18 protein-coding genes are annotated in these 21,790 nt (G+C 36.1%); 7 read left to right on the top strand and 11 right to left on the bottom strand.

Features of this window, described 5'->3' with window-relative positions; translation table 11 throughout:
* Position 1: 1 nt before the first annotated feature.
* Together porQ and lon are read right to left on the bottom strand one after the other, a co-directional pair.
* Positions 2 to 1,021, bottom strand: a complete 1,020-nt coding sequence (gene porQ, locus JO950_RS06870; RefSeq protein ID WP_202701977.1) for a type IX secretion system protein PorQ — start codon at positions 1,019 to 1,021, stop codon at positions 2 to 4.
* A gap of 175 nt (positions 1,022 to 1,196) precedes the next feature.
* Positions 1,197 to 3,650, bottom strand: coding sequence for an endopeptidase La (gene lon / locus JO950_RS06865; protein WP_202701976.1), 2,454 nt, complete (start codon positions 3,648 to 3,650; stop codon positions 1,197 to 1,199).
* Positions 3,651 to 3,936: 286 nt separating this feature from the next.
* On the opposite strand from lon, the gene JO950_RS06860 reads away from it, so the two are divergent.
* The 5 genes from JO950_RS06860 to JO950_RS06840 all read left to right on the top strand — a co-directional run bounded on the left by JO950_RS06860 (position 3,937) and on the right by JO950_RS06840 (position 8,783).
* Positions 3,937 to 4,491, top strand: a complete 555-nt coding sequence (locus tag JO950_RS06860) for an RNA polymerase sigma factor (protein ID WP_026110196.1) — start codon at positions 3,937 to 3,939, stop codon at positions 4,489 to 4,491.
* Positions 4,488 to 5,027 carry an anti-sigma factor gene (locus JO950_RS06855; protein ID WP_089077905.1) on the top strand — a complete coding sequence of 180 codons (540 nt, stop codon included), beginning with the start codon at positions 4,488 to 4,490 and terminating at the stop codon, positions 5,025 to 5,027. The genes JO950_RS06860 and JO950_RS06855 overlap by 4 nt, the downstream gene beginning before the upstream one ends.
* Positions 5,011 to 6,075 carry a hypothetical protein gene (locus tag JO950_RS06850; protein ID WP_230000865.1) on the top strand — a complete coding sequence of 355 codons (1,065 nt, stop codon included), beginning with the start codon at positions 5,011 to 5,013 and terminating at the stop codon, positions 6,073 to 6,075. The genes JO950_RS06855 and JO950_RS06850 overlap by 17 nt, the downstream gene beginning before the upstream one ends.
* A gap of 21 nt (positions 6,076 to 6,096) precedes the next feature.
* On the top strand, positions 6,097 to 6,828 hold the full coding sequence (locus JO950_RS06845) for a head GIN domain-containing protein (protein ID WP_202701974.1): 732 nt from the start codon (positions 6,097 to 6,099) through the stop codon (positions 6,826 to 6,828).
* A gap of 125 nt (positions 6,829 to 6,953) precedes the next feature.
* Entirely contained in the window at positions 6,954 to 8,783 is a 1,830-nt protein-coding gene (locus JO950_RS06840; RefSeq protein WP_202701973.1) for a serine hydrolase domain-containing protein, read from the top strand.
* 133 nt (positions 8,784 to 8,916) lie between these two features.
* On the opposite strand, the gene JO950_RS06835 is transcribed toward JO950_RS06840, so the two are convergent.
* The 6 genes from JO950_RS06835 to JO950_RS06810 form a co-directional block, all read right to left on the bottom strand.
* Positions 8,917 to 10,215, bottom strand: coding sequence for an MFS transporter (locus JO950_RS06835; RefSeq protein WP_202701972.1), 1,299 nt, complete (start codon positions 10,213 to 10,215; stop codon positions 8,917 to 8,919).
* Positions 10,216 to 10,360: 145 nt separating this feature from the next.
* A complete protein-coding gene (locus JO950_RS06830) occupies positions 10,361 to 11,173 on the bottom strand; it encodes a M48 family metallopeptidase (protein WP_202701971.1) in 813 nt (270 codons plus the stop codon).
* 86 nt (positions 11,174 to 11,259) lie between these two features.
* Positions 11,260 to 13,659 carry a glycoside hydrolase family 31 protein gene (locus JO950_RS06825; RefSeq protein WP_202701970.1) on the bottom strand — a complete coding sequence of 800 codons (2,400 nt, stop codon included), beginning with the start codon at positions 13,657 to 13,659 and terminating at the stop codon, positions 11,260 to 11,262.
* Positions 13,660 to 14,146: 487 nt separating this feature from the next.
* Entirely contained in the window at positions 14,147 to 16,051 is a 1,905-nt protein-coding gene (glgB, locus tag JO950_RS06820) for a 1,4-alpha-glucan branching protein GlgB (protein ID WP_202701969.1), read from the bottom strand.
* Between the two features lie 36 nt (positions 16,052 to 16,087).
* Entirely contained in the window at positions 16,088 to 17,368 is a 1,281-nt protein-coding gene (locus JO950_RS06815) for a glucose-1-phosphate adenylyltransferase (protein WP_202701968.1), read from the bottom strand.
* A complete protein-coding gene (locus JO950_RS06810) occupies positions 17,358 to 18,785 on the bottom strand; it encodes a glycogen synthase (protein ID WP_202701967.1) in 1,428 nt (475 codons plus the stop codon). Before JO950_RS06810 ends, JO950_RS06815 begins: the two co-directional genes overlap by 11 nt.
* Before the next feature lie 139 nt (positions 18,786 to 18,924).
* Between JO950_RS06810 and JO950_RS06805 the strand changes: the two genes are divergently transcribed.
* Together JO950_RS06805 and nth are read left to right on the top strand one after the other, a co-directional pair.
* The gene (locus JO950_RS06805) at positions 18,925 to 19,791 is read left to right on the top strand and encodes an alpha/beta hydrolase (RefSeq protein ID WP_202701966.1); all 867 of its coding nucleotides are present in this window, start codon (positions 18,925 to 18,927) and stop codon (positions 19,789 to 19,791) included.
* A 48-nt stretch (positions 19,792 to 19,839) separates the two neighbouring features.
* Entirely contained in the window at positions 19,840 to 20,484 is a 645-nt protein-coding gene (gene nth / locus JO950_RS06800; RefSeq protein ID WP_202701965.1) for an endonuclease III, read from the top strand.
* Between the two features lie 5 nt (positions 20,485 to 20,489).
* On the opposite strand, the gene JO950_RS06795 is transcribed toward nth, so the two are convergent.
* From JO950_RS06795 to JO950_RS22225, 3 genes are all read right to left on the bottom strand, one after another.
* On the bottom strand, positions 20,490 to 20,924 hold the full coding sequence (locus JO950_RS06795; RefSeq protein WP_202701964.1) for a nuclear transport factor 2 family protein: 435 nt from the start codon (positions 20,922 to 20,924) through the stop codon (positions 20,490 to 20,492).
* Between the two features lie 15 nt (positions 20,925 to 20,939).
* Positions 20,940 to 21,392 carry a DUF1569 domain-containing protein gene (locus tag JO950_RS06790; protein WP_202701963.1) on the bottom strand — a complete coding sequence of 151 codons (453 nt, stop codon included), beginning with the start codon at positions 21,390 to 21,392 and terminating at the stop codon, positions 20,940 to 20,942.
* A gap of 215 nt (positions 21,393 to 21,607) precedes the next feature.
* Positions 21,608 to 21,790, bottom strand: a 183-nt coding sequence (locus JO950_RS22225; protein ID WP_237732299.1) for a hypothetical protein, incomplete at its 5' end; no start/stop codon positions are given.

Raw genomic sequence — 21,790 nt, 5'->3', positions numbered from 1 at the left:
ATTACTGAAAATTTAAAATTAGACCAAAAAGACTTGTATTTGCTGCTAACGTATATCTGGAATAAGAATAGTTAAATTTTAACCTGTTCATTTTTAATCCAAATCCTACTGACACTCCTGAAAAATTACGTTGTTCATTCACCCGTAATTCTTCTCCCCTTCTAAAATTATATCCTAAACGCAAATTAAATGCTTTTTTTGGGAAAAGCTCCACTCCTAAAACAACATGCCTTAATGCGTTGTTTAAAAACGAAACTTTTTCTTTGTTTGTTGATCCATCTATGCCGGTTCCCCCACGAACGGGATTCGAAAAAGAGATGTTCCACTGTTGCAAATTTTCTAATGTAAGATGCCAGCGAAGGGGCACATGCTCTAATTCCTGAGAAACTCCAGCCACGATTTCAAATGGTAAATTTTCCTTTATTCCCGAATACGTTGTAAACTGTGTACCTATATTACGGATTACCAAACCCAAATTTACATCATTTTTTTCAATTACATACAAAAAACCTAAATCAATTGCTCCTCCCATCGAATTATAACTCTCTAAAGTTGAAGTTATTAACTTGGCGCTTGCTCCAATATGCAGATCAGTATAAGGAACATTATAAGCATACCCTAATGAAAGTGCGCCCTCACTCCCAGTAAAATTAGAAGTGGCCTGACCATTTTCATCATAACCTTCAAATGAACCATAATTGACATAGCTTACTCCTGCATAGAATGTCTGCACATGTCTGTCGTAAGTATAGGCATACGAAGCGGTTCCATAAGAAGCTTCTCCATAATAACTCCCATAATTCAAAGCAAGACGATTGTCCATATCTTCATTTAAAGCTGCTGGGTTAGACATCACCTGATTGACATCCTCGTCATAAATCGTGATGGTTTCTCCTCCTAACGCTGCCTGTCTTGGAGAAGTCGTTAAATTCAAGAACTGATAGGTGTGACGCCCTCCTATTTGCCCATAACTAATGGAGCAAATTGTTACTAATAAAAATAAAACAAATTGTTTTAACATTCTTTTGGGGCGATCCTATAGAGGGATAACGCAAGTGCGAAGATAAAATTATATCAATTATAAAAATAAAATACGATAAAAATAAATTCCAATAAAAAAATCCAAATTCCAAAACTGAGGTCTCAGATTGGAATTTGGATTTTGGAATTTTTGTATTGAAGATTAAGTATATACTTTATTTCAGCGTTTTCGCGTTCTTAACATTCTGATCCGTCAATGCCAAAGCCAAAACTTCACTCATTTCTTTCACATAATGAAAAGTAAGTCCTTCTAAATATTCGGCTTTAATTTCATCAATGTCGCTTTTATTTTCATGACATAAAATGATCTCTTTAATATTGGCTCTTTTTGCTGCCAGGATTTTTTCTTTAATTCCGCCTACCGGTAAGACTTTACCTCGAAGCGTAATTTCACCTGTCATGGCTAAACTTTTCTTTACTTTCTTTTGTGTAAGTAATGAAACCAAAGAGGTCAACATGGCTATTCCGGCACTTGGGCCGTCTTTTGGTGTTGCGCCTTCGGGTACGTGTAAATGGATATTGTACTTTTGAAACAATTCAACATTCAAGCCTAATTTTTTAGCATTGGCTTTGATGTATTCTAAAGCAATTGTAGCCGATTCTTTCATTACATTACCAAGGTTTCCGGTAATGGTCAAAGCTCCTTTTCCTTCAGAAATCAAAGATTCGATAAACAAAATATCTCCACCCACACTCGTCCAGGCTAAACCTGTCACTACTCCTGCAATATCGTTGTTTTCATATTTATCGCGTTCTAATCTTGGTACCCCCAAAACGGTCACGATATCTTCGTCGGTTACTTTTTTATTGTACTCCTCTTCCATCGCAACTGCTTTTGCTGCATTACGAATGACCTGAGCAATTTTAGTTTCCAAATTACGAACTCCGGATTCGCGTGTGTATCCTTCTACGATTTTTTCCAGTTGTTTTTTACCAATGGTCAAATCTTTAGCTGTCAATCCGTGTGCCTCTAATTGTTTCGGAAAAAGGTGTCTTTTGGCAATTTCAACTTTTTCTTCGATGGTGTAACCGGACATTTTGATTACTTCCATTCTGTCGCGTAATGCCGGTTGAATGGCTGACATATTGTTTGAAGTTGCGATAAACATTACTTTAGACAAATCATACCCCATTTCAAGGAAGTTGTCGTAAAAAGCATTGTTTTGCTCCGGATCTAATACTTCTAACAAAGCAGAAGAAGGGTCTCCACTGTTACCGCTTGACAATTTATCAATCTCATCCAGTATAAAAACAGGGTTCGAAGTTCCGGCTTTTTTCAAACTCTGAATGATTCGTCCCGGCATAGCACCGATATAAGTCTTTCTGTGTCCGCGAATTTCAGCTTCATCACGTAAACCACCTAAGGAAATACGTACGTACTCACGTCCTAAAGCTTCAGCAACCGAACGACCGATAGAAGTTTTACCAACTCCCGGAGGTCCTGTCAAACAAATAATTGGCGATCTCATATCGTTACGAAGTTTCAATACAGCCAAATGTTCAATCATTCTTTTCTTTACTTCTTCAAGTCCAAAATGATCTTTATCTAATACTTTTTGTGCATGTTTTAAATCGAATTTATCTTTAGAATATTCACCCCAAGGCAATTCTAAAAATAATTCCAGGTAGTTACGCTGAATTCCAAAATCAGGAGATTGCGGGTTCATTCTACGCATTTTAGACAATTCTTTTTCGAAATGTTTCTGCGTTTTCTCGTCCCACTTTTTGGTTTTGGCTTTCAATCCCATTTCATCCATTTCTTCCTCCTGCGAAACGCCTCCCAATTCTTCCTGAATGGTTTTCATTTGCTGGTGAAGGAAATATTCACGCTGCTGCTGGTCTAAATCAAAACGAACTTTTGACTGAATGTCGTTCTTTAATTCTAATTTTTGCAGTTCCACGTTCATGTAACGCAAAGTTTCAAGCGCGCGTTCTTTTAATCCGTTTATCGATAACAAACCTTGTTTTTCTTTTACGGATAAATTCATATTGGAAGAAACAAAATTGATTAAAAACGACTGGCTTTCAATGTTTTTAATCGCAAAAGTAGCTTCTGACGGAATGTTTGGACTTTCTTTTATAATTTGAATCGCCAGTTCTTTTACTGAATCTAAAATTGCGGTAAATTCGGTATCATCTTCTGTCGGACGTTCTTCTGAAACTTCTTTGATCGTGGCAGTGATATAAGGTTCTTCTGAAACTACTTCGTCAATTTCAAAACGTTTTTTACCTTGTAGAATTACGGTTACGTTTCCATCAGGCATTTTTAAAACGCGAAGAATTCTTGCTACGGTTCCAATTTTATGAATATCATCTTTTGACGGGTCTTCGTCTTCTTCATTAATTTGAGAAACCACACCAATAATTTTTCCGCCGGCATTGGCATCATTAATTAATTTGATTGATTTATCTCTTCCTGCCGAAATCGGAATAACAACTCCCGGAAATAAAACGGTATTGCGCAATGGTAAAATAGGCAACGAGAGCGGAAGCTCTTCGTTATTCATTTCCTCTTCGTCTTCCGGAGTTAATAATGGAATCAAATCTGCTTCTGAGTCAAATTCCTGAAGTGACAGATTGTCAATTGTGAGTATTTTATGGTTTGACATAATAGTATATAAGTCGTTTTGTCATTAAATATTTCATACTAACCGCAAATATAACTTTACAGGCGCTAGTTTTAGCTAAATCTATGCAAAGTATTTCATTTACAAGATTAGCGGTAAAAATAGACAATCATTGTGCCAAAAGCAAAAAAGAAAGTTTTGAAATTGTATGATAGAAGTTAAATAACCTAAGAAAGACAATTATTTTAAAAAAAAATAAAATTAATTTTATCAAAACTGTAACAAACCTAAAAAAGCAAAGTCATTATTAAAAACTAGCAACAATTACTTGAGTATAACTAACCAGAATATCGAAGAATTAATCACGCTTTGTAAGGAGAACAACCAAAAAGCGCAGTTCGAAGTTTACAATCGTTATTGTAAAGCGATGTACAATGTGGCATTCCGCATTGTGAAAGATGAACATTTTGCACAGGACGTCATGCAGGAAGGTTTTCTGAAAGCTTTTACAAAAATCAATGACTATAAACAAGAAGTAGCATTTGGTGCGTGGTTAAAAAGAATAATCATCAATTACAGTATTGATTTTTATAAAAAGAATAATGCTTTTCAGGCAGAAGATTTGACTAAAACCCTTTATAAAATAGAGGAAAATGACAGTGTATTAAGTGACAGCATTGACCTGAATTCACTTAAAGTAAAACAAGTCTTAGATACGATTTCAAACCTGAAAGACAATTATCGTATGGTTTTAACCCTTTTTTATATTGAGGGTTATGATCAGGAGGAAATTAGTGAAATATTAAACATCAGTTATGCTAATTGCCGGACGACGCTAAGCAGAGCAAAAGAAAGTTTACGAAAAAAATTAGAGGAGATATGAAAAAGGAAAATGACGATTTAGATCAATTATTCAAAAAGTTTGAGAACCAATGGGATGTAGCCGAATTAACTTCTGACCATCAGCTTGATTTCTTAAATAAATTAAACAAAAAACAACCTAAGAAGAAAAATCATGCGGTCTGGGCCATTGCTGCTTCAATTGTGGTATTGTTGGGGGTATCTATATTCTACAACAGTTACCAGGAGCCTAAACAGTATAAGTTTGCTTCAAAGGAAGCCAAAAGAACCGATTCGATATTCAGTATTTTAATCGATAATGAGCTAGTAAAATTAAAAGAAAAAAGTTCTCCTCAGAATGAACAGATTATTAACGATGCCTTAAAACAAATGAAGGTGTTTGATACCGATTATGCAAAAATCATGAAAGAATTGCAGAAAAACGGCGAAAACAAACAAATTATTTATGCCATGATCAGTAACCTGGAAACACGTATTTCCTTTTTACAAACAGTATTGAAACGCATTGAAGAAAATGAAAATTTTAAAACTAACACTACACATGAAAAAACATTATAAAATACTCATCCTATTCCTTTTGCTTCCTTTTTTAGGATTCTCAAACGATGATAATAGTTACATCACTAAGCAAAAGAACATTAAAAAAACCTATATCGTAAATTCGAACGCAGGTATTGATATTGACAACAAATACGGAGACATCACGGTCAGTACCTGGAATGAGGATAAAATCGACATTGACATTACTATAAAGGCAACCAGCAAAAATGAAAGTTGGGCAAACCAAAGAATTAACAGTATTGATGTTGACATTACTGCCCTTAAATCGATGGTTACTGCAGTGACAAATCTTGGAAATTCTTCGTTAAGAAGTAAAGGAAGTGCTGATTTCTTTGAAATTAACTATGTCATTAAGATTCCGAAAAACGGTTCGGTAAAACTTAATAATAAGTATGGAGATATCACAACGCTGAGTTTAGAATCTACCACAGATATTACTTGTAAATACGGAAAAATAACGTTAGGGAAACTAAATGGTTCCAGCAATCGAATTGAAATTGGCTATTGCGAGAACTCAACCATTGAATCTATCAAAAACGGAAATATTGAAGCGCGCTATTCTAACCTGAAAATAACACATTCCGGAAACTTAAATATAGACTCCAATTACACTGATTTGTATTTGCTTGATGAAGGCCAGAATATTAAATACGATAGTAATTACTCTACTTTTAAACTTCAAAAAATCAGTTCGCTGACGGGTTCCGGAAATTACTTAAGTGTTTCTGTTGGGGAGCTCACCGGTAATTTGAATATTGACACTGCTTATTCAAAGATAAATGTGGATACTCTAAATGAGAAAAAAAAGAATGTGAATGTTACGAGCAGCTACACGAATGTATCACTGGGTTACAGCGCTGATCTTTCTTTTGATTTTGACATTAACACCAGATATGGGAGTATCAAGTACGACAGTTCATTAGAAACATCGGTGACGGAAAGCAAAGGCAGTGCTAAAAAAATAAGCGGTTACAACAAGAAAAAAGGACAAAGCAAAATAACGGTAACTACCAGCTATGGTAATGCTGCATTAATCAAAAAATAACAATCTAAAACAATCAAAACAATGAAAACATCAGTTAAATTATTCGTTTGCAGTGCATTTTTATTCAGTTTTATTGCAAATGCTCAATGGTCTAATAAAAAGATAAAAGGAAATGGCAATGTCGTTTCTGAAACCAGAACCACTTCTGATTATGATGGTATAAAAATTTCCGGTTTTTTTGATGTGGATTTAGTAGCAGGGAAAGAAGGAAAAATTACACTGGAAGGGGAACAAAATTTATTGGCCGCCATAAAAGTTGAAGTGGAGAATAATATTTTAAAAGTTTACGTTGAGAAAGGCGTTAATCTCTCCCCAAGTCTTGGAAAAAAGATCGAAATGACGATACCTTTTGAAACCATATCTCAATTGAGCCTTGCAGGTTCAGGAGACATCCGCACTAAAAATCCAATTAAAAGTGACAAATTTAAGGCAAGATTATCAGGCTCAGGAAACTTTAATCTGACTTTAGACTCCAACGATCTTGAATTTATTTTAAGCGGATCAGGTGATGTAAATTTAAAAGGAAATGCAGCGAATTTTTCAACCATATTATCAGGTTCCGGAGATATCGATGCCACAAATCTTAAAACAAAAAATACTGAAGTAACCATTTCGGGATCAGGAGACGTTCGCGTAAACTGTACTGAAAGTATAAGTGCAAAAGTTTCAGGATCCGGCGATGTCAGATACAGCGGAAATCCAGAAAAAAGAAGTGTAAAAGTTTCGGGATCAGGAAGTATCTCAAAAGCTTAATTCTATAAAAGCTCAATAATAAAAGAATATTTATCATCATCAAATCAAAGAACAAACAGCTTACTTTTCTTTTATTATTGAGCCTTATACTTTCAAAGCGGTACCGCAATCCAAAATCATTACTAATGAAACAAACTTTTTTAGTTTTACTTCTGATTACCTCTTATACCTTTTCCTTTTCTCAGGAAACAACTATTTCTGAAAAAATCAAATCTTTGGACAGCTTAAAAAATGGTACCCCAGAAATGATGTCAAAATACAATCTTAAAGGATTAAGTGTTGCAGTTTTTGAAAATTACAAAGTAATCTGGACGAATCAATGTGGTGTAAAAGCAGCGGATACAGGAGAAAAAATTGATTTGAATACTGCTTTTTCTACTGCCTCCATTTCAAAGCCTATCGTCGCTATTGTTTGTACAATTTTAGAGGAAAAAGGATTAATCGACCTTAATGCCCCTATCTCTCAGTATCTAAAATCATGGCAATTGCCTAAAAGCGACTTTACTCAAAAAACACCCGTTACCTGGAAACACCTTTTATCTCATACAGCCGGAACAAGTCAGGGCGGTTTCGAAGATTATTATCAGGGAGATTCCATTCCCTCAATTGTAGAAAGTCTGCAGGGTAAATTATTAACCCGATCTAAAAAGCCTATCGAATTTCTTTTCAAACCTGAAACCGAGTGGCAATATAGCGGTGGCGGTTATGTAGTTATTCAATGTGCTCTGGAAGATCATTTCAAAAAGCCATTGGCACAAATTGTCAAAGAACAGTTGCTTGATCCTTTGCATTTGCAGAATTCAACCATGATTCAGCCCAATGAAAATGGTTTTCTGACAAATACTGCTAAAGTACATAATAGTAATGGTAAAATAATCCGAACAGGAATTCCTATAACGCCACAAGTTGCACCTTCGGGATTGTGGTCTACTCCTACTGATCTGGCCTTAATTGCGATTGAATTGCAAAAAGCACTTGCGGGTAAAGGAAAAGTAATTTCTAAAGCTGTGGCTGAAAAGGTTACAAACCTGGTGACAATGAAAGGTCCAAGAGGATGGAGTTACGGATGGCAGCGCAGTCTTGGATACGGAAATCTGGACTGGTTCTCGCATGATGGCTCTAATACCGGAACCGGCGGAGAGTTACTTGCTACCATGAAGAATGGTAACGGAATTGTCGTTTTAGCCAATGGTGATAAACCTAACAGGCTTCCCGTAATGGCGTACATCGAAAAAGAAGTCATCACAAAACTAAACTGGGCAAAGTCTATAAAAACGAATTCAATCAAAATTCCATCAGAATTAAAAAATGCCATAAAAGGGTATTATACTGAATTTCTGTATGGATATGACGGAATGGGAACCTCTAAAATTGAGGAAGAAAATAGTAGTCTTTATCTTTACTCTCCATTTTTAAAAGAGAATTTTGATACTGAAAAAACTAAGATGCATTACTTAGGAAACAATACTTTTAAAATCGATAATTATCCCAACGAGATACATTTTAACTTACTCAACCATAAATTACAAGCCATAACGATCACACGTGCAGCTAGTACCACGCGATTTTTGCAGCTTAGCTTGGAACAAATCAGAACACCTCAGACTCAGTTAATTGAGATATTCAGTGAGAATACGTTTGAAACTGCTGTCAATCAATTTAAAAAATTAAGATTAAAATATCCTGATTACAATTTTGAAGACGATTTAAACAATTTTGGTTATAATTTATTTAATAAGAAACTAACGGATCTTTCGGTTCAGATTTTTGCTCTTAATTGTTCCGAATATCCGGCTTCTGCGAATGCTTTTGACAGCTTGGGTGAAATTTATGAAGCCATTGGACAATTAGTTCCTGCTAAAGAGAATTATTTAAAATCGTTGGAGTTAAATCCTAAAAACGAAAATGCTGTACAAATGCTTGTAAAAATCAATGCGCAGCTTAAATCTAAATAAAATAAAAATAGAGGAACTTTTTAAAGCTTTAGTTTGAACACGAATTCCACGAATTTGCACAAATTCTAAAAGGCGAGCCAATGCTTAGTGACAATTCGTGTTATTCATTATACTTCATTCACAGAGCAGCTTTTTAAAGTGCCTTTTTTGGCACTCTTCGTAAAAGGAAAATGGCAGTAACGAAGAAGATGGCCAAAATCACAATTGCGGCACGCGGACTTCCGGTGATCTGATCGATGATACCATAAACACACATTCCGATTACAATTCCGATTTTCTCCGCTACATCGTAAAAACTAAAGAAAGAAGCGGTGTCTTCTGTTTCCGGTAATAATTTTGAATAAGTCGAACGGGACAATGCCTGAATACCTCCCATCACAAATCCAGCAACGGTAGCCATCACATAAAAATGCATTGGTAATACTATAAAGTACGCCAAAGCACAAAATACAGCCCAAACACTATTGATAACAATCAAAGTTGGAATGTTTCCAAACTTAGCCGAAGCTCTTGAGGTTAAAACTGCTCCAACAACTGCTACTAACTGGATGATCAAAATACATTTTATTAATCCAATGGTACTATCTTCTTTGGTTGCCCACTCAATTTCCTGTGCTCCAAAATAAGTCGCCACAAGCATTACCGTTTGCACCGCCATACTTGAAACAAAAAATCCGCTTAAATATCTTCTTAGAGCAATGTTATCTTTTAGCAAAGCCCAAACTTTTTTTAACTCTTTAAAGCCATTAAAAACAACTGAAGTAGTTAATTTCTGACCACTCGCTTTACTTCCTTTTGGCAGATAATAGTAGGTATACTGGCTGAATAGAATCCACCAAACCCCAACCATTATAAACGAATAGCGCATGGCTTTCATTCTGGCTATATCGTCTTCTGCCCCCATTATCATCACAAGATTGATAACTAACAAAATAACGCTTCCAATATATCCCATCGAGTACCCTTTGGCGCTAATTTTGTCCTGCTGCTCTTCAAAAGCAATATCCGGTAAATAGGAGTTGTAAAAAACCAAGCTGCCCCAATATCCCAGCAATCCTAAGAAATAAAAAGCCAATCCAACATAAATATTCTCGAGATCAAACCAATACAATCCCATGCAAGACAAGGCTCCCATATAACAAAAGAATTTCATAAATACTCTCTTGTTCCCCACATAGTCGGCAATTCCGGATAATAAAGGAGAGATAAAAGATACTACCAAAAAGGCTGCTGCGGTAATAAAACTAATTAAGGCCGAATTTTTAAGATGCATTCCAAATACATCAATATAATGATCTCGGTCAGTAAATAAAGCTTCATAAAATATGGGAAATACTGCCGATGCAATCGTTAGTGTATAAACCGAATTGGCCCAGTCGTAAAATGCCCAGGCATTCAATAATTTCTTATCTCCTTTTTGTAGGTTCTTCATAGTAATGGTTTTGTTAACAGGCTACGAATTTATTTCTTTTTTATTACAATCAAATCAATTTTCAGTAATTCATGTATTAATAAATTATCAGCATAAAAAAAGCTACCCTAAAAAGGATAGCTTTGCCTATTTTATCGTAAAAAATCTATTTAATGATTCCAACTTTAAGTGCTGTCGCTCTTGCTTCCGGTATTAAAGCTCTTATATTGGCAATCCTTGATGCATCTGAAGGGTGTGTACTCATAAACTCCGGTGTTCCCGATCCTCCGGATTTGGCTGACATTCTGCTCCAGAATGAAATAGCATCATCCGGATTGTAACCTGCAATGGCCATTAACGTTAGGCCAATTTTATCTGCCTCCGTTTCATTACTACGACTGAACGGCAACATTACTCCCACCTGAGTCCCCAAACCATAAGCCTGTGCAAATATTTCCTGTGTTTGCTGGGTTTTACCGCTTGTGGCTGCTCCTAAAGCGACGCTTCCTATTTGCTGTAACTGTGCGGCACTCATTCTTTGTGCGCCATGATTTGCTAAAGCGTGTGAAACCTCATGTCCCATAACGGTAGCTAAACCGGAATCGTTTTGTGTTATTGGTAAAATTCCTGAGTATACCACAATTTTTCCTCCGGGCATACACCACGCATTCACCTCTTTATTGTCTACAAGTTTGTACTCCCAACGATAATCTTTCAAATACTGCGATTGTCCTAAGTAGATCAGGTATTTTTCGGCTGCTGCCTTAATTCTTCCTCCTACCAATTCTACTTTTTTCGCATCTGCAGTTCCCGTAATTACCTTGTTTTCGGATATGAAAGTATTGTATTGCTGAAACGAAGATGGAAATAATTCACTGTTTGAAACAAAATTCAAACTTTGTTTTCCTGTGATGGGATTGGTCGCACAACCGGCCGCTAAAACAACGGCAAGTAAGCCTGATGCTAGATGTTTTCTCATGATAGTGGTATTATAACAACATACAAAAATACGATTATTAATTTTTCTACTTTTATATAATTACCAAAAAAAATATCAGGATTATACTATTCCCCAACAATATGAAGTTCGTTGAACTCTTTATCCACAATTAAAAAATGATTAAGTTCAAAACCTTCCTTGTCAAATGCGATTTTCTCATTATCGATTTCAATTTCTGTCACTTTAAAAGGCAGTCCGATTAAATTGATTTTATACTTACTGTACGGTGTATCATACTTTCCTTCTTTGTGCAACTGAATGATCAGTTCTTTTTCTTTTCCGATGGTTCTGAAAGATAAAAAGCTGTAACGTCCTTTTTTATAATCGTATCCGTCCTGTGCGTCTTCGTAAACGACTGACTTTTCTTTTCCGAGTTTAAAATACAGATCGAGTGTTAATTCATCAAATTCTAGTTCGCCAACATATTGCTGTACGGGATATTTCGGAATAACAGCGCCTGCTTTTACAAAAACCGGAATTTCATCAAATTTAGTATCAATCCAGACTTCTCTTCCTCCTATTGCAAACTCGTTGGTCCAGTAATTGTACCACTCTCCTCTTGGAATGTACATTCGTCTGCCGACAGCATTTGGTTCGAGTATCGGACATACTAAAATTTGATTCCCAAAAATGAATTCATCATTACGATAATGAGTTTGGGTATCTTCCTGATCGTAATATACTAAGGGTTTTAACATCGGAACTCCTTCTTCAATATACTGCCAGAACATGGTGTATAAATATGGGAGTAACTGATAACGCAGGCTCACAAACTTACGGGTAATGTTTATGACCTCTTCATCAAATGCCCACGGTTCCTGATTGCCATGATCTCCGGAAGAATGCGTTCTGCAAAATGGGTGGAATACGCCTAACTGAATCCAGCGGGCGTACAATTCTCCGGTAGGCTGTTCGGCAAAACCTCCAATATCAGAACCTGTAAATCCCATTCCGGATATGCTCATTCTTTGTACCTGAATATTGGCAATCCATAAATGCTCCCAGGTAGCAACGTTGTCGCCTGTCCAGGAAGAAGTATAACGCTGTGCCCCGGAATAGGCTGATCTGGTGATCACGAAGGGGCGTTTAGGGTAGACAAAACGTTTTACCCCATGATAAGTGGCTCGAGCCATTTGTGTGCCATAAATATTATGTGCTTTTCTATGGCTGCATGGATTTCCGTCGTATACGTGACGTACATCTGTTGGAAATGTTTTGTTGGGAACTTCCATTACAGCGGGTTCGTTCATATCGTTCCAAACTCCTTTTACGCCAATATCTGAAATTAATTCTTTAAATAACCCCGCCCACCACTCTCTTACTAAGGGGTTTGTGTAATCGGGAAAATTACATTCGCCCGGCCAAACTTTCCCTTTCATATAAGGCCCATCGGCTCTTTTGCAGAAGTAATCTTTTTCTAAGGCTTCCTGATACACCCAATACTCTTTGTCTATTTTAATTCCCGGATCAATGATCACAACTGTTTTGAAACCGTCTTCGGCCAATTCGGCTACCATTTTTTTAGGATCGGGAAAATAGTTTTTGTTCCAGGTAAAACATCGGAATCCTTCCATGTAATCGATATCGAGATAGATAGCATCACACGGAATTTTGAGTTCTCTGAATTTTGAAGTGATTTCTTTTACTTTGCTTTCGGGATAATAACTCCATTTGCATTGGTGGTATCCTAAAACCCAAAGCGGCGGCAGTTCCGGTTTTCCGGTCAAATCGGTATAAGTCGTTACTACATCCTGCATTCGCGGACCGTAAATGAAATAATAATTCATTTCTCCGCCTTCTGCCCAAAAGCTGGTAACGTTTCTTCTTTCCTGACAAAAATCAAAGAAGGTTCTGAAGGTATTGTCAAAAAAGATTCCGTAAGATAATTTGTTGTGCAAACCAATATAAAACGGAACCACTTTGTATAACGGATCCTGTTCTTTTTGGTAAGCATATTGATCGGTGGCAAAATTCTCAAGTCTTTTGCCTTTTAGATTCATTTGTGTTGCTTTGTCTCCTAAACCATAAAAACACTCCCCGTCTTTAGAGGATTTACTCATTTTTACGATATTTCCTCCGTATTCGTAACTTTCTTCCCAATGAAAACCAAGTTCATCTTCCAGAATAAGAAAATCGTTTAAATCGTAAATAGCGAGACGCAAATCTCTTTTTTGAATTTTACATTTTACTTTACTGGTTCTGATTTGGAAATAAGCTTCTTCTTCTGTGAGCTCTAAAAAGTTGTAACCGTGAAGCTGTGTTTTATCGACGGCATACGAAAAATCATTACTAAAATACCCTTTTGTTGTAAAACGAAAGCGAATCAAACTGTCTCTAAGAATAGTGACTTTTAAGATTACTTTATTGTCAGTATGAAAAAAAACAGAATCTCCTTCATGTTGATGCGAGATAATTTTTGATGGATATAAATCGCCCTTGTATTCTAATGCTGTATTTGTAATCATGTCGATTTCTGTATTAATTATATAACGCTAGTCTCCCTTTCAAACATACAAAAAAACATTATAAACCTCTATAAATAAAAGGATTATTCACGAAAACGTTTTTTCTGAATGAGTGTTAAATATCTTCTTAAAAATTCAACAAATCGATAATCTAAGAACGTGAAACTGATAAAATAATATATTGACTGTCCGCTAAGCGGACAAATAACTCAATAATACGAATGGATGAGACGCATTTGATGGATTTTCATTGACATCAATATAAATTACTTTCTATTGCCACGAATTGCACAAACTAAAACCAATTTATCTGCCACAGATTGAAAGAATTAAAATGATTTTACCAAAATCTGCCTGATCCTTATCAACTATTTTATAGGACTATCTGCTAAACGAACTAATAATACAACTATACAATACTGACTTTAAACATTCTAAATGTAAAATCTCTGCTTATCAGTCTAAATTGGTGTCATCTGTGTGCCATCTAAACAAATGAATACACTGTGATACTCAAAGGCGGTAAATTTAAAGCTACGGAATAATCTCTCCCATCATATGGCGATGACTCTATTGTTAATGCCTGCGGATTTCCTACACCGCTTCCTTCATAAATAACAGCATCACTATTAAAAATTTCCTGCAGTTTACCTTTTTCTGAAATTCCTATTATGTAATTTTCACGCACTACCTGCGTAAAATTGCCAACGATAATCAGATTCTCTTTCGGATTGTTTCCTTTTCGAATGTACGATAAAACCGCATTCTGATGGTCTGAATAATTGATCCACTCAAAACCTTCTCCCGAAAATTGTTTTTCATACAATGCAGGACGGGTTTTATATAATTGATTCAAATCTGTAATTACTTTTTTAATTCCGGAATGGTAGTCGTATTGCAGTAAATGCCAATCCAGGCTTTTTTCAAAATTCCATTCATCACTTTGCCCGAATTCAGATCCCATAAACAATAACTTAGCTCCCGGATGTGTGAACATATAACCGTACAGCAATCTTAAATTGGCAAATTTTTGCCATTCATCACCCGGCATTTTATTGGCAATCGATTTTTTTCCATGCACTACTTCGTCATGCGAAAACGGCAACATAAAATTCTCGGTAAAAGCATAAGTCATCGAAAAAGTCAGCTCGTTCTGATGGTATTTTCGGTAAACGGTTTCTTTTTGAAAGTACTTTAAAGTATCGTGCATCCAGCCCATCATCCATTTCATCCCGAAGCCCAAACCTCCTGTAAACGTTGGTCTGGAAACCATAGGAAACGACGTGCTTTCTTCGGCAATAGTTTGAACTCCATCAAAATTAGCATAGATTACTTCATTGAATTCTTTAAGAAAACTTATCGTATCCAAATTTTCTCTTCCTCCATAAATATTCGGTTCCCACTCCCCTTCGTTTCTAGAATAATCGAGATACAACATAGACGCCACGGCATCCACACGCAAACCATCGGCATGGTAATGCTTCAACCAGAAAACGGCATTGCTGATGAGGAAAGCGCGAACTTCATTGCGTCCATAATTAAAAACCAAGCTTTTCCAATCCGGATGATACCCTTTTCGACGATCCGGATGTTCGTATAAATGCGATCCGTCAAAAAAGCCTAAACCATGTGCATCATCAGGAAAATGCGACGGCACCCAGTCTAGAATAACGCCAATACCGGCTTGGTGTAATTTATCTACCAAAACCATAAAATCCTGCGGTTTCCCGAAACGCGAAGTCGGTGCAAAATATCCCGTGAGCTGATATCCCCATGAAGGATCGTAAGGATATTCCATAACTGGCATAAATTCTACATGCGTAAAACCCGTTTCCTTTACATACTCAACCAAATCATCTGCCAGTTCTAAATAGGTTAGAAAGCGATTATGTTCGCCACGTTTCCAGGATCCCAAATGCACTTCATAAACCGAGTGAGGTTTATCTAATGCATTATTCTCCTGACGTGATTGCATCCATTTTTCGTCCTTCCAGTTATAATCCAAATCCCAAACCACAGAAGCGGTATGAGGTGGTTTTTCGCAATACAAAGCAAATGGGTCTGCTTTTTCGGTAACGATTCCGTCAATATTCGATTGAATTTTATATTTATACAAAGTTCCTTTTGAAACCTCCGGAATAAATCCTTCCCATATTCCTGAAGAATCCCAACGCACCTGTAAAGCATGTTCGCCCTGTGTCCAGTAATTAAAATCACCCACCACAGAAACCGATTGCGCTGTTGGGGCCCACACGGCAAAATACACTCCTTTTACCCCATTAACTTCAATTAAATGCGCTCCTAATTTTTCGTACAACTGGTAGTGTTTTCCTGCTTTGAATAAATTAATATCAAATTCGGTAAAGAGAGAATGCGTAATTACTTTCGACATATTTGGTTTTTAAGGCAATAATTAATTCTAAGCATTTTATTCAATTCTAAAATTATCAGAGAGAACAGCTCCTTTTTTAATCACAACAATACCATCTTTGATACTGTACAACTCATTCGTAAAATTATCCAAATGTTTTCCACCGCTAATGTGAACGTTATTTCCAATTCTGACATTCTTATCAATCAGAGCATTTTGTATGAAACAGTTTTCACCAATACCAACATGAATTTTATGGATTGCGGCTTCACGATTTAGTTCGTCCAGATCCTGATAAAAATCGTTCCCCATCACATAACAATTCTCTAATACAGTTCCCTCTCCAATTCTGGAACGGATTCCAATGACTGAACTTTTAATTTCCTTGGCATTAATGATACATCCTTCCGAAATCAACGATTGATTGATGGTAGAATTTCTAAATTTAGACGGTGGTAATAATCGGGGTCTTGTAAAAATTTTGTTGTCGTTATCAAACAAATTAAATTCAGGAATATCGGTTGTTAAGCCAATATTAGCTTCAAAGAAAGATTCAATATTCCCAATATCGGTCCAATACCCTTCGTATTGGTAACTCAGAATTTTATGTTTGCCTACAGCCTGCGGAATGATTTCTTTTCCAAAATCTTTTGTTTCCGGATCAGCCATCAGTTCTACGAGTAATTCACGGTTGAAAATATAGATTCCCATAGAAGCCAGATAATTTTTTCCCTTCTTCTTCATGTGTTCACTTACATCAGATTCCCATTCGGGTAACAATGAAGCATGGGGTTTTTCTATAAAAGCTTCGATAAAACTCTCATGATTGGTTTTAAGAATTCCAAACTCAGGTGCGTCTTTAGCATTCACCGGTAATGTCGCAATCGAAATCGCAGCATCAGCAGCAATGTGAGCCTCGAGCATTTCATTAAAATCCATCTGATACAATTGATCTCCGGATAAAATTAAGGCATAATCAAATTCGTGTTTTAAAAAATGCGACATACATTGCCTAACGGCATCAGCTGTTCCCTGAAACCAGGTTGGATTATCAGGGGTTTGTTCTGCCGCCAGAATATCTACAAACGACTGGCTAAAGATGCTAAAATTAAAAGTGTTTTTAATATGTGCGTTTAGAGAAGCCGAATTGAACTGTGTCAGGACAAATATTTTAAAAATATCAGAATTAATACAATTGGAAATAGGAATATCCACCAATCGGTATTTTCCACCAATTGGAACTGCGGGCTTAGATCGGGTTTCGGTTAATGGGAACAAGCGTGATCCTTGTCCTCCTCCTAAAATAATGGCAACTACATTCTTCTTCTTAAATTTCATTTTTCTCAATTATTAGGTTGTATATCTCGATGTATTCTTGGCATGCACGCTCCCAGGAATGATCTGTCCCCATTCCTTTCGCTCTAATATTTTTAAAACTAATTTTATCCCCGTATAATTTTACAGCACGATTGATCGAATAACAAATATCCCCTACCGAAGCCTGGTCATGGCACACCCCATTACCATCGTCGCCAAAATCTATTACCGTATCTCTCAAACCTCCGGTTCTTCTCACAATCGGAACCGTTCCATAGCGCAACGCATACATTTGATTTAAGCCACAAGGTTCAACTCTCGAAGGCATTAAAATAAAATCTGCTCCTGCGTAAATCAAATGTGCTAATGCCTCATTATACCCAATAAAAACGTTGTAATTCCCTTTATAATCATTTCGCAATTGAACCAATTGTTCTTCAATCAACGAATTTCCTGATCCCAGAATCAGTATATTAATATTTTCAAAATTTTCAGATAATGCCAGTGCCGAAGCCTGTGGAAGCAAATCCCCTCCTTTCTCCTCAAACAGACGTCCAATAAAACTGAATAATGGTTTTGCAGGATCGAGTTCAAACTCCTCACACAATTTTTCTTTGTTCTGCTGTTTTCCGATCTCAAAAGTATCTATCGAATAATTACTCGCAATCATTTGATCTTTGACAGGATCCCAAACTTCAAAATCAATCCCGTTTAAAATCCCCTTTGATTTGTGTCGAACAGCTTTAAAAAGGGCTTCTAAACCATTTGCTGCATTATTAATTTCATCGAGGTAACTTGGAGAAACTGTAGTCACAGCATGGGCACACTTGATTCCTACTGCTAATGAGTTAATCGAATGGTCCCACTCTAAGAAACCAACATGTTTCAAATCAAACTCAGGCAAATAAAACAGCTTATCAAAACCAAACCAACCCTGATACAGACCATTGTGTATCGTAATTACTGATCTTACATTGCTAAGGCTTTCATATTTGTATGCATATTGAACTAAAAACGGAATCAATCCGGTGTGATGATCGTGGCAATTTAAAACATCCGGAACTTTATTCCGTGCTGTAATCCAGTCTAAAGCCGCAATCTGAAAGGATACAAATCTTTCAATATCATCTTCATATCCGTAAACATTTGGGCGATCGAACAATTCTTTAATTTCAATCAGATACAACTCATATCCCAATTTATCTGTTGTTTCTTTCAAAACACTAAACGGAAAATTAAAATTCCCCAGCTTCACAGTTCCCCAATGAACAGATTCAAAATCGTTTTCTTTTCTGAATTTTGTATCGTAACAAGGGACCACAACACGAACGTCGTGACCAGCTTTAGTCTGATACTTAGGCAATGCGCCAACCACATCGGCCAAACCACCCACCTTTGCCATTGGATAACACTCTGCACTGATGTGAAATATTTCCATTCTTAAAATTTATATGCGTACTAAATACTATTTTCTCAATTCTTTTTTTCAGTAAACATCTATTAATGTGTTACTTTTATCTTTTTTTAAATTTAGGAAAAAATAAACAGAATTCAGCCCTCAGAAAAAAATTATTGATATGTCAAAAAAGGAAAATAATCCTACTAAATCTCTAAAAATTCCCAAGTTTATTATTGCATCCGCTAAAATTTGTGCCTTTTTTTCGGCAAAACTGGTTACCACTTATGCCGCAAAACTTTTCACAACTCCTGTAAAACATAAAGTTCCAAAACGCGAATTCGATATGGAGCAAAAAAGTATTCAAAAAACCATTTATGTTCCCGTAATTAATAAAAGCGTGGTTACGTACGAATATGGGAAAAGTAATCGTAAAATTTTACTGGTGCACGGTTGGGCCGGAAGAGGAACCCAATTATTCAAAATAGCCGATGAACTTTTAAAAAATGGCTTTTCAACGGTAAGTTTTGATGCTCCTGCACATGGAAAATCCGAAGGAAAAAGTACGATTATGTCTGAATTTATTGCTTCAATTTTAGAAATTGAAAAACAATTTGGTCCTTTTGAATTTGCTATCGGCCATTCCTTAGGCGGAATGTCGGTTCTAAACGCGATTAAAGACGGATTAAAGGTAAAAAAGGCAATAGTAATTGGCAGTGGTGATATAGTACAGGATATATTGGATGATTTTGTAGCCAAGCTAGAGCTAAAACCAGAAATAAGCGAACGTTTGCGCGACCATTTTGAAAAGAAGTATCAGGTAAAAATGGATGATTTTTCGGCTTACAAAGCAGCTCAGAAAGTTAAACTACCAGTCCTCGTAATTCATGATCATGATGATCCTGAAGTTTCGGTGAAAGCAGGAATCCACATTCATAAACAACTGGAAGATGGGACTTTATATCTAACAGAAGGTTTGGGACACCGAAAAATTCTTGGCAATCAAAATGTCATTAAAAAAACACTCGATTTCATCAAAACCCCTTAATTTTGTGATAGTTATACTTTCTATTGTTCAATTCTAAAGAAATTAAAAATGGACTTATTTGGAGAAACAACAAATTGGGAAACAAAACTGGAACCCATCCTAAGTAAATATAAAGGAAGAAAACATCCTTTAGACTATCAAAATACTTATCAATTGCTAGTAATGGTTGTTCTGTCTGCTCAGGATTCTGATGCCAACATCAATAAAATTGCACCGGCACTATTTGAAAAGTATCCCACACTAAAAAGTCTGTCTCAAACCGATGCAGAAGCTTTCCTTCCTTACATAAGCAAAGTCCGTAATTATCCCACAAAAGCACAATGGCTTTTGGAAATTGCAAAAACGGTTCAAAATGATGAAGACATTCCATTAACCATGAAAGAATTAACCGCTTTGAAAGGTATTGGAAGAAAATCAGCCAATGTAATTTTACGAGAAACTCATCAACCGGCAGAAGGAATTATTGCCGATTTACACGTCATACGCGTAGCACCAAGAATTGGTATTATCAAAGAGAGTAAAGATGGAATTAAAACAGAAAAAGACCTAATGCAGGTTTTACCCAAAACCATTTGGTCTGAAATTGGGATGGCAATTTCTTTTTTAGGAAGAGAAACCTGCAGACCCAAACCCAAATGCGATGAGTGCACATTGGCAGACTCCTGTTATTACTTTGCAACTGAAATTGCATAAAAGCATTATTTTCTTCTGGTATCGATCAGATAGATGATTTTCCAGTTGTCTTTTTCTTTAAACAAAGTAAAAGTGTTTACTCCCGAGTGACTCAGTTTATCGTTCACATAAAACTGATAGGGTGCCCAAACATGTGCTATTGTTCCGTCAATTTGAATATTGTAGCTTAAAATCTTTTCAGAAAATTCAATATTAGATGGGATGGTAGCAATTGACTTATAGAATTTACCCGAATTTTCCTCTGTAAGTTTGTTTCCTTTAACCAAACTCTCACTAATAGATTGCAGGACTATTTTATCCGCACAAACAGATTTCATTCTTACGGTATCTCTTTGGTGAAAACCCTCAAAAAAAGTTTCAATACTCTTTTGGACTTCCTGCTGCTGTGCGTTTACAGCTAATCCCAAAAATAACGAACTGATAATACAGAACATTCTCATAAGCAAAGCATAAAATTAAACCCCAAATTGACTCAGATGATGTTCCAGATGTTTAGCAAACATATTACTCCATTCTGTCGCAGTTAATCTACCAAAAGAATGCGATTCTTTACCGTCGAAATCTTTTTCACCCAGCAATTGCGTTTTATTAATGTAAGCAATCAATCTATCTCTTTCAAGATCGAAATCACGACTGCCGTTTATGATAAATTGAGATGCAGTGGGATTATTATGTTTATACGGTGTCTCGCTTACCACCTTATTTTTAACCAATGTCTTTAAAATAAACCTCAAAAAGAAACCCGGTTTGGGATGAATATCCTCGTAAACCATCTCATAGGAAACATTACAGTGTGCCAGCATTTGAGCTACATCCATTTTACCCCACAGCCCTTTCGAATCCGGTTGAAGCGAATTAATACGTTTTACAAACTCATCACAATCTCCTTTATAAAAGACATTTTTCATCGTATTCCGATTTTTAGATCAATTAAACACTAAAGTAAAAATATGATTTTTATCTGAAATTACAATCTCTGATTTTAAACCGTCGAAAAAAAAATTACTCACAGATTTTTAAATTAATTTCTACTGAGCAAAAATATAGTAAAGATAGTTATGGCGTTCCCCTACGGGTCGGGCTGTCCGCTAAATCTTTTGCGATAGAAGTTTCAGTTTTTTTTTTAGAAGTATGGGTATCGCAAAAGGATATCACTCCCATCCCTAACGCAGTCAACGATAAAAAGAATATTTAAAGAAAAAAAAAGATTAAAAATCATCCATGAGCTATTTTTTAACCGCAAAGTCCGCGAAGGTTTACGCAAAGCACGCAAGAAAAAAGGGCTGAAAGCCCCAAAAGCAAAGAG

The organism is Flavobacterium sp. UGB4466 (assembly GCF_903469665.1).
Taxonomy (GTDB): domain Bacteria; phylum Bacteroidota; class Bacteroidia; order Flavobacteriales; family Flavobacteriaceae; genus Flavobacterium; species Flavobacterium lipolyticum.
Note: the sequence above shows the minus strand (reverse complement) of the source record. Positions and strands in the feature narration are given on the sequence as shown.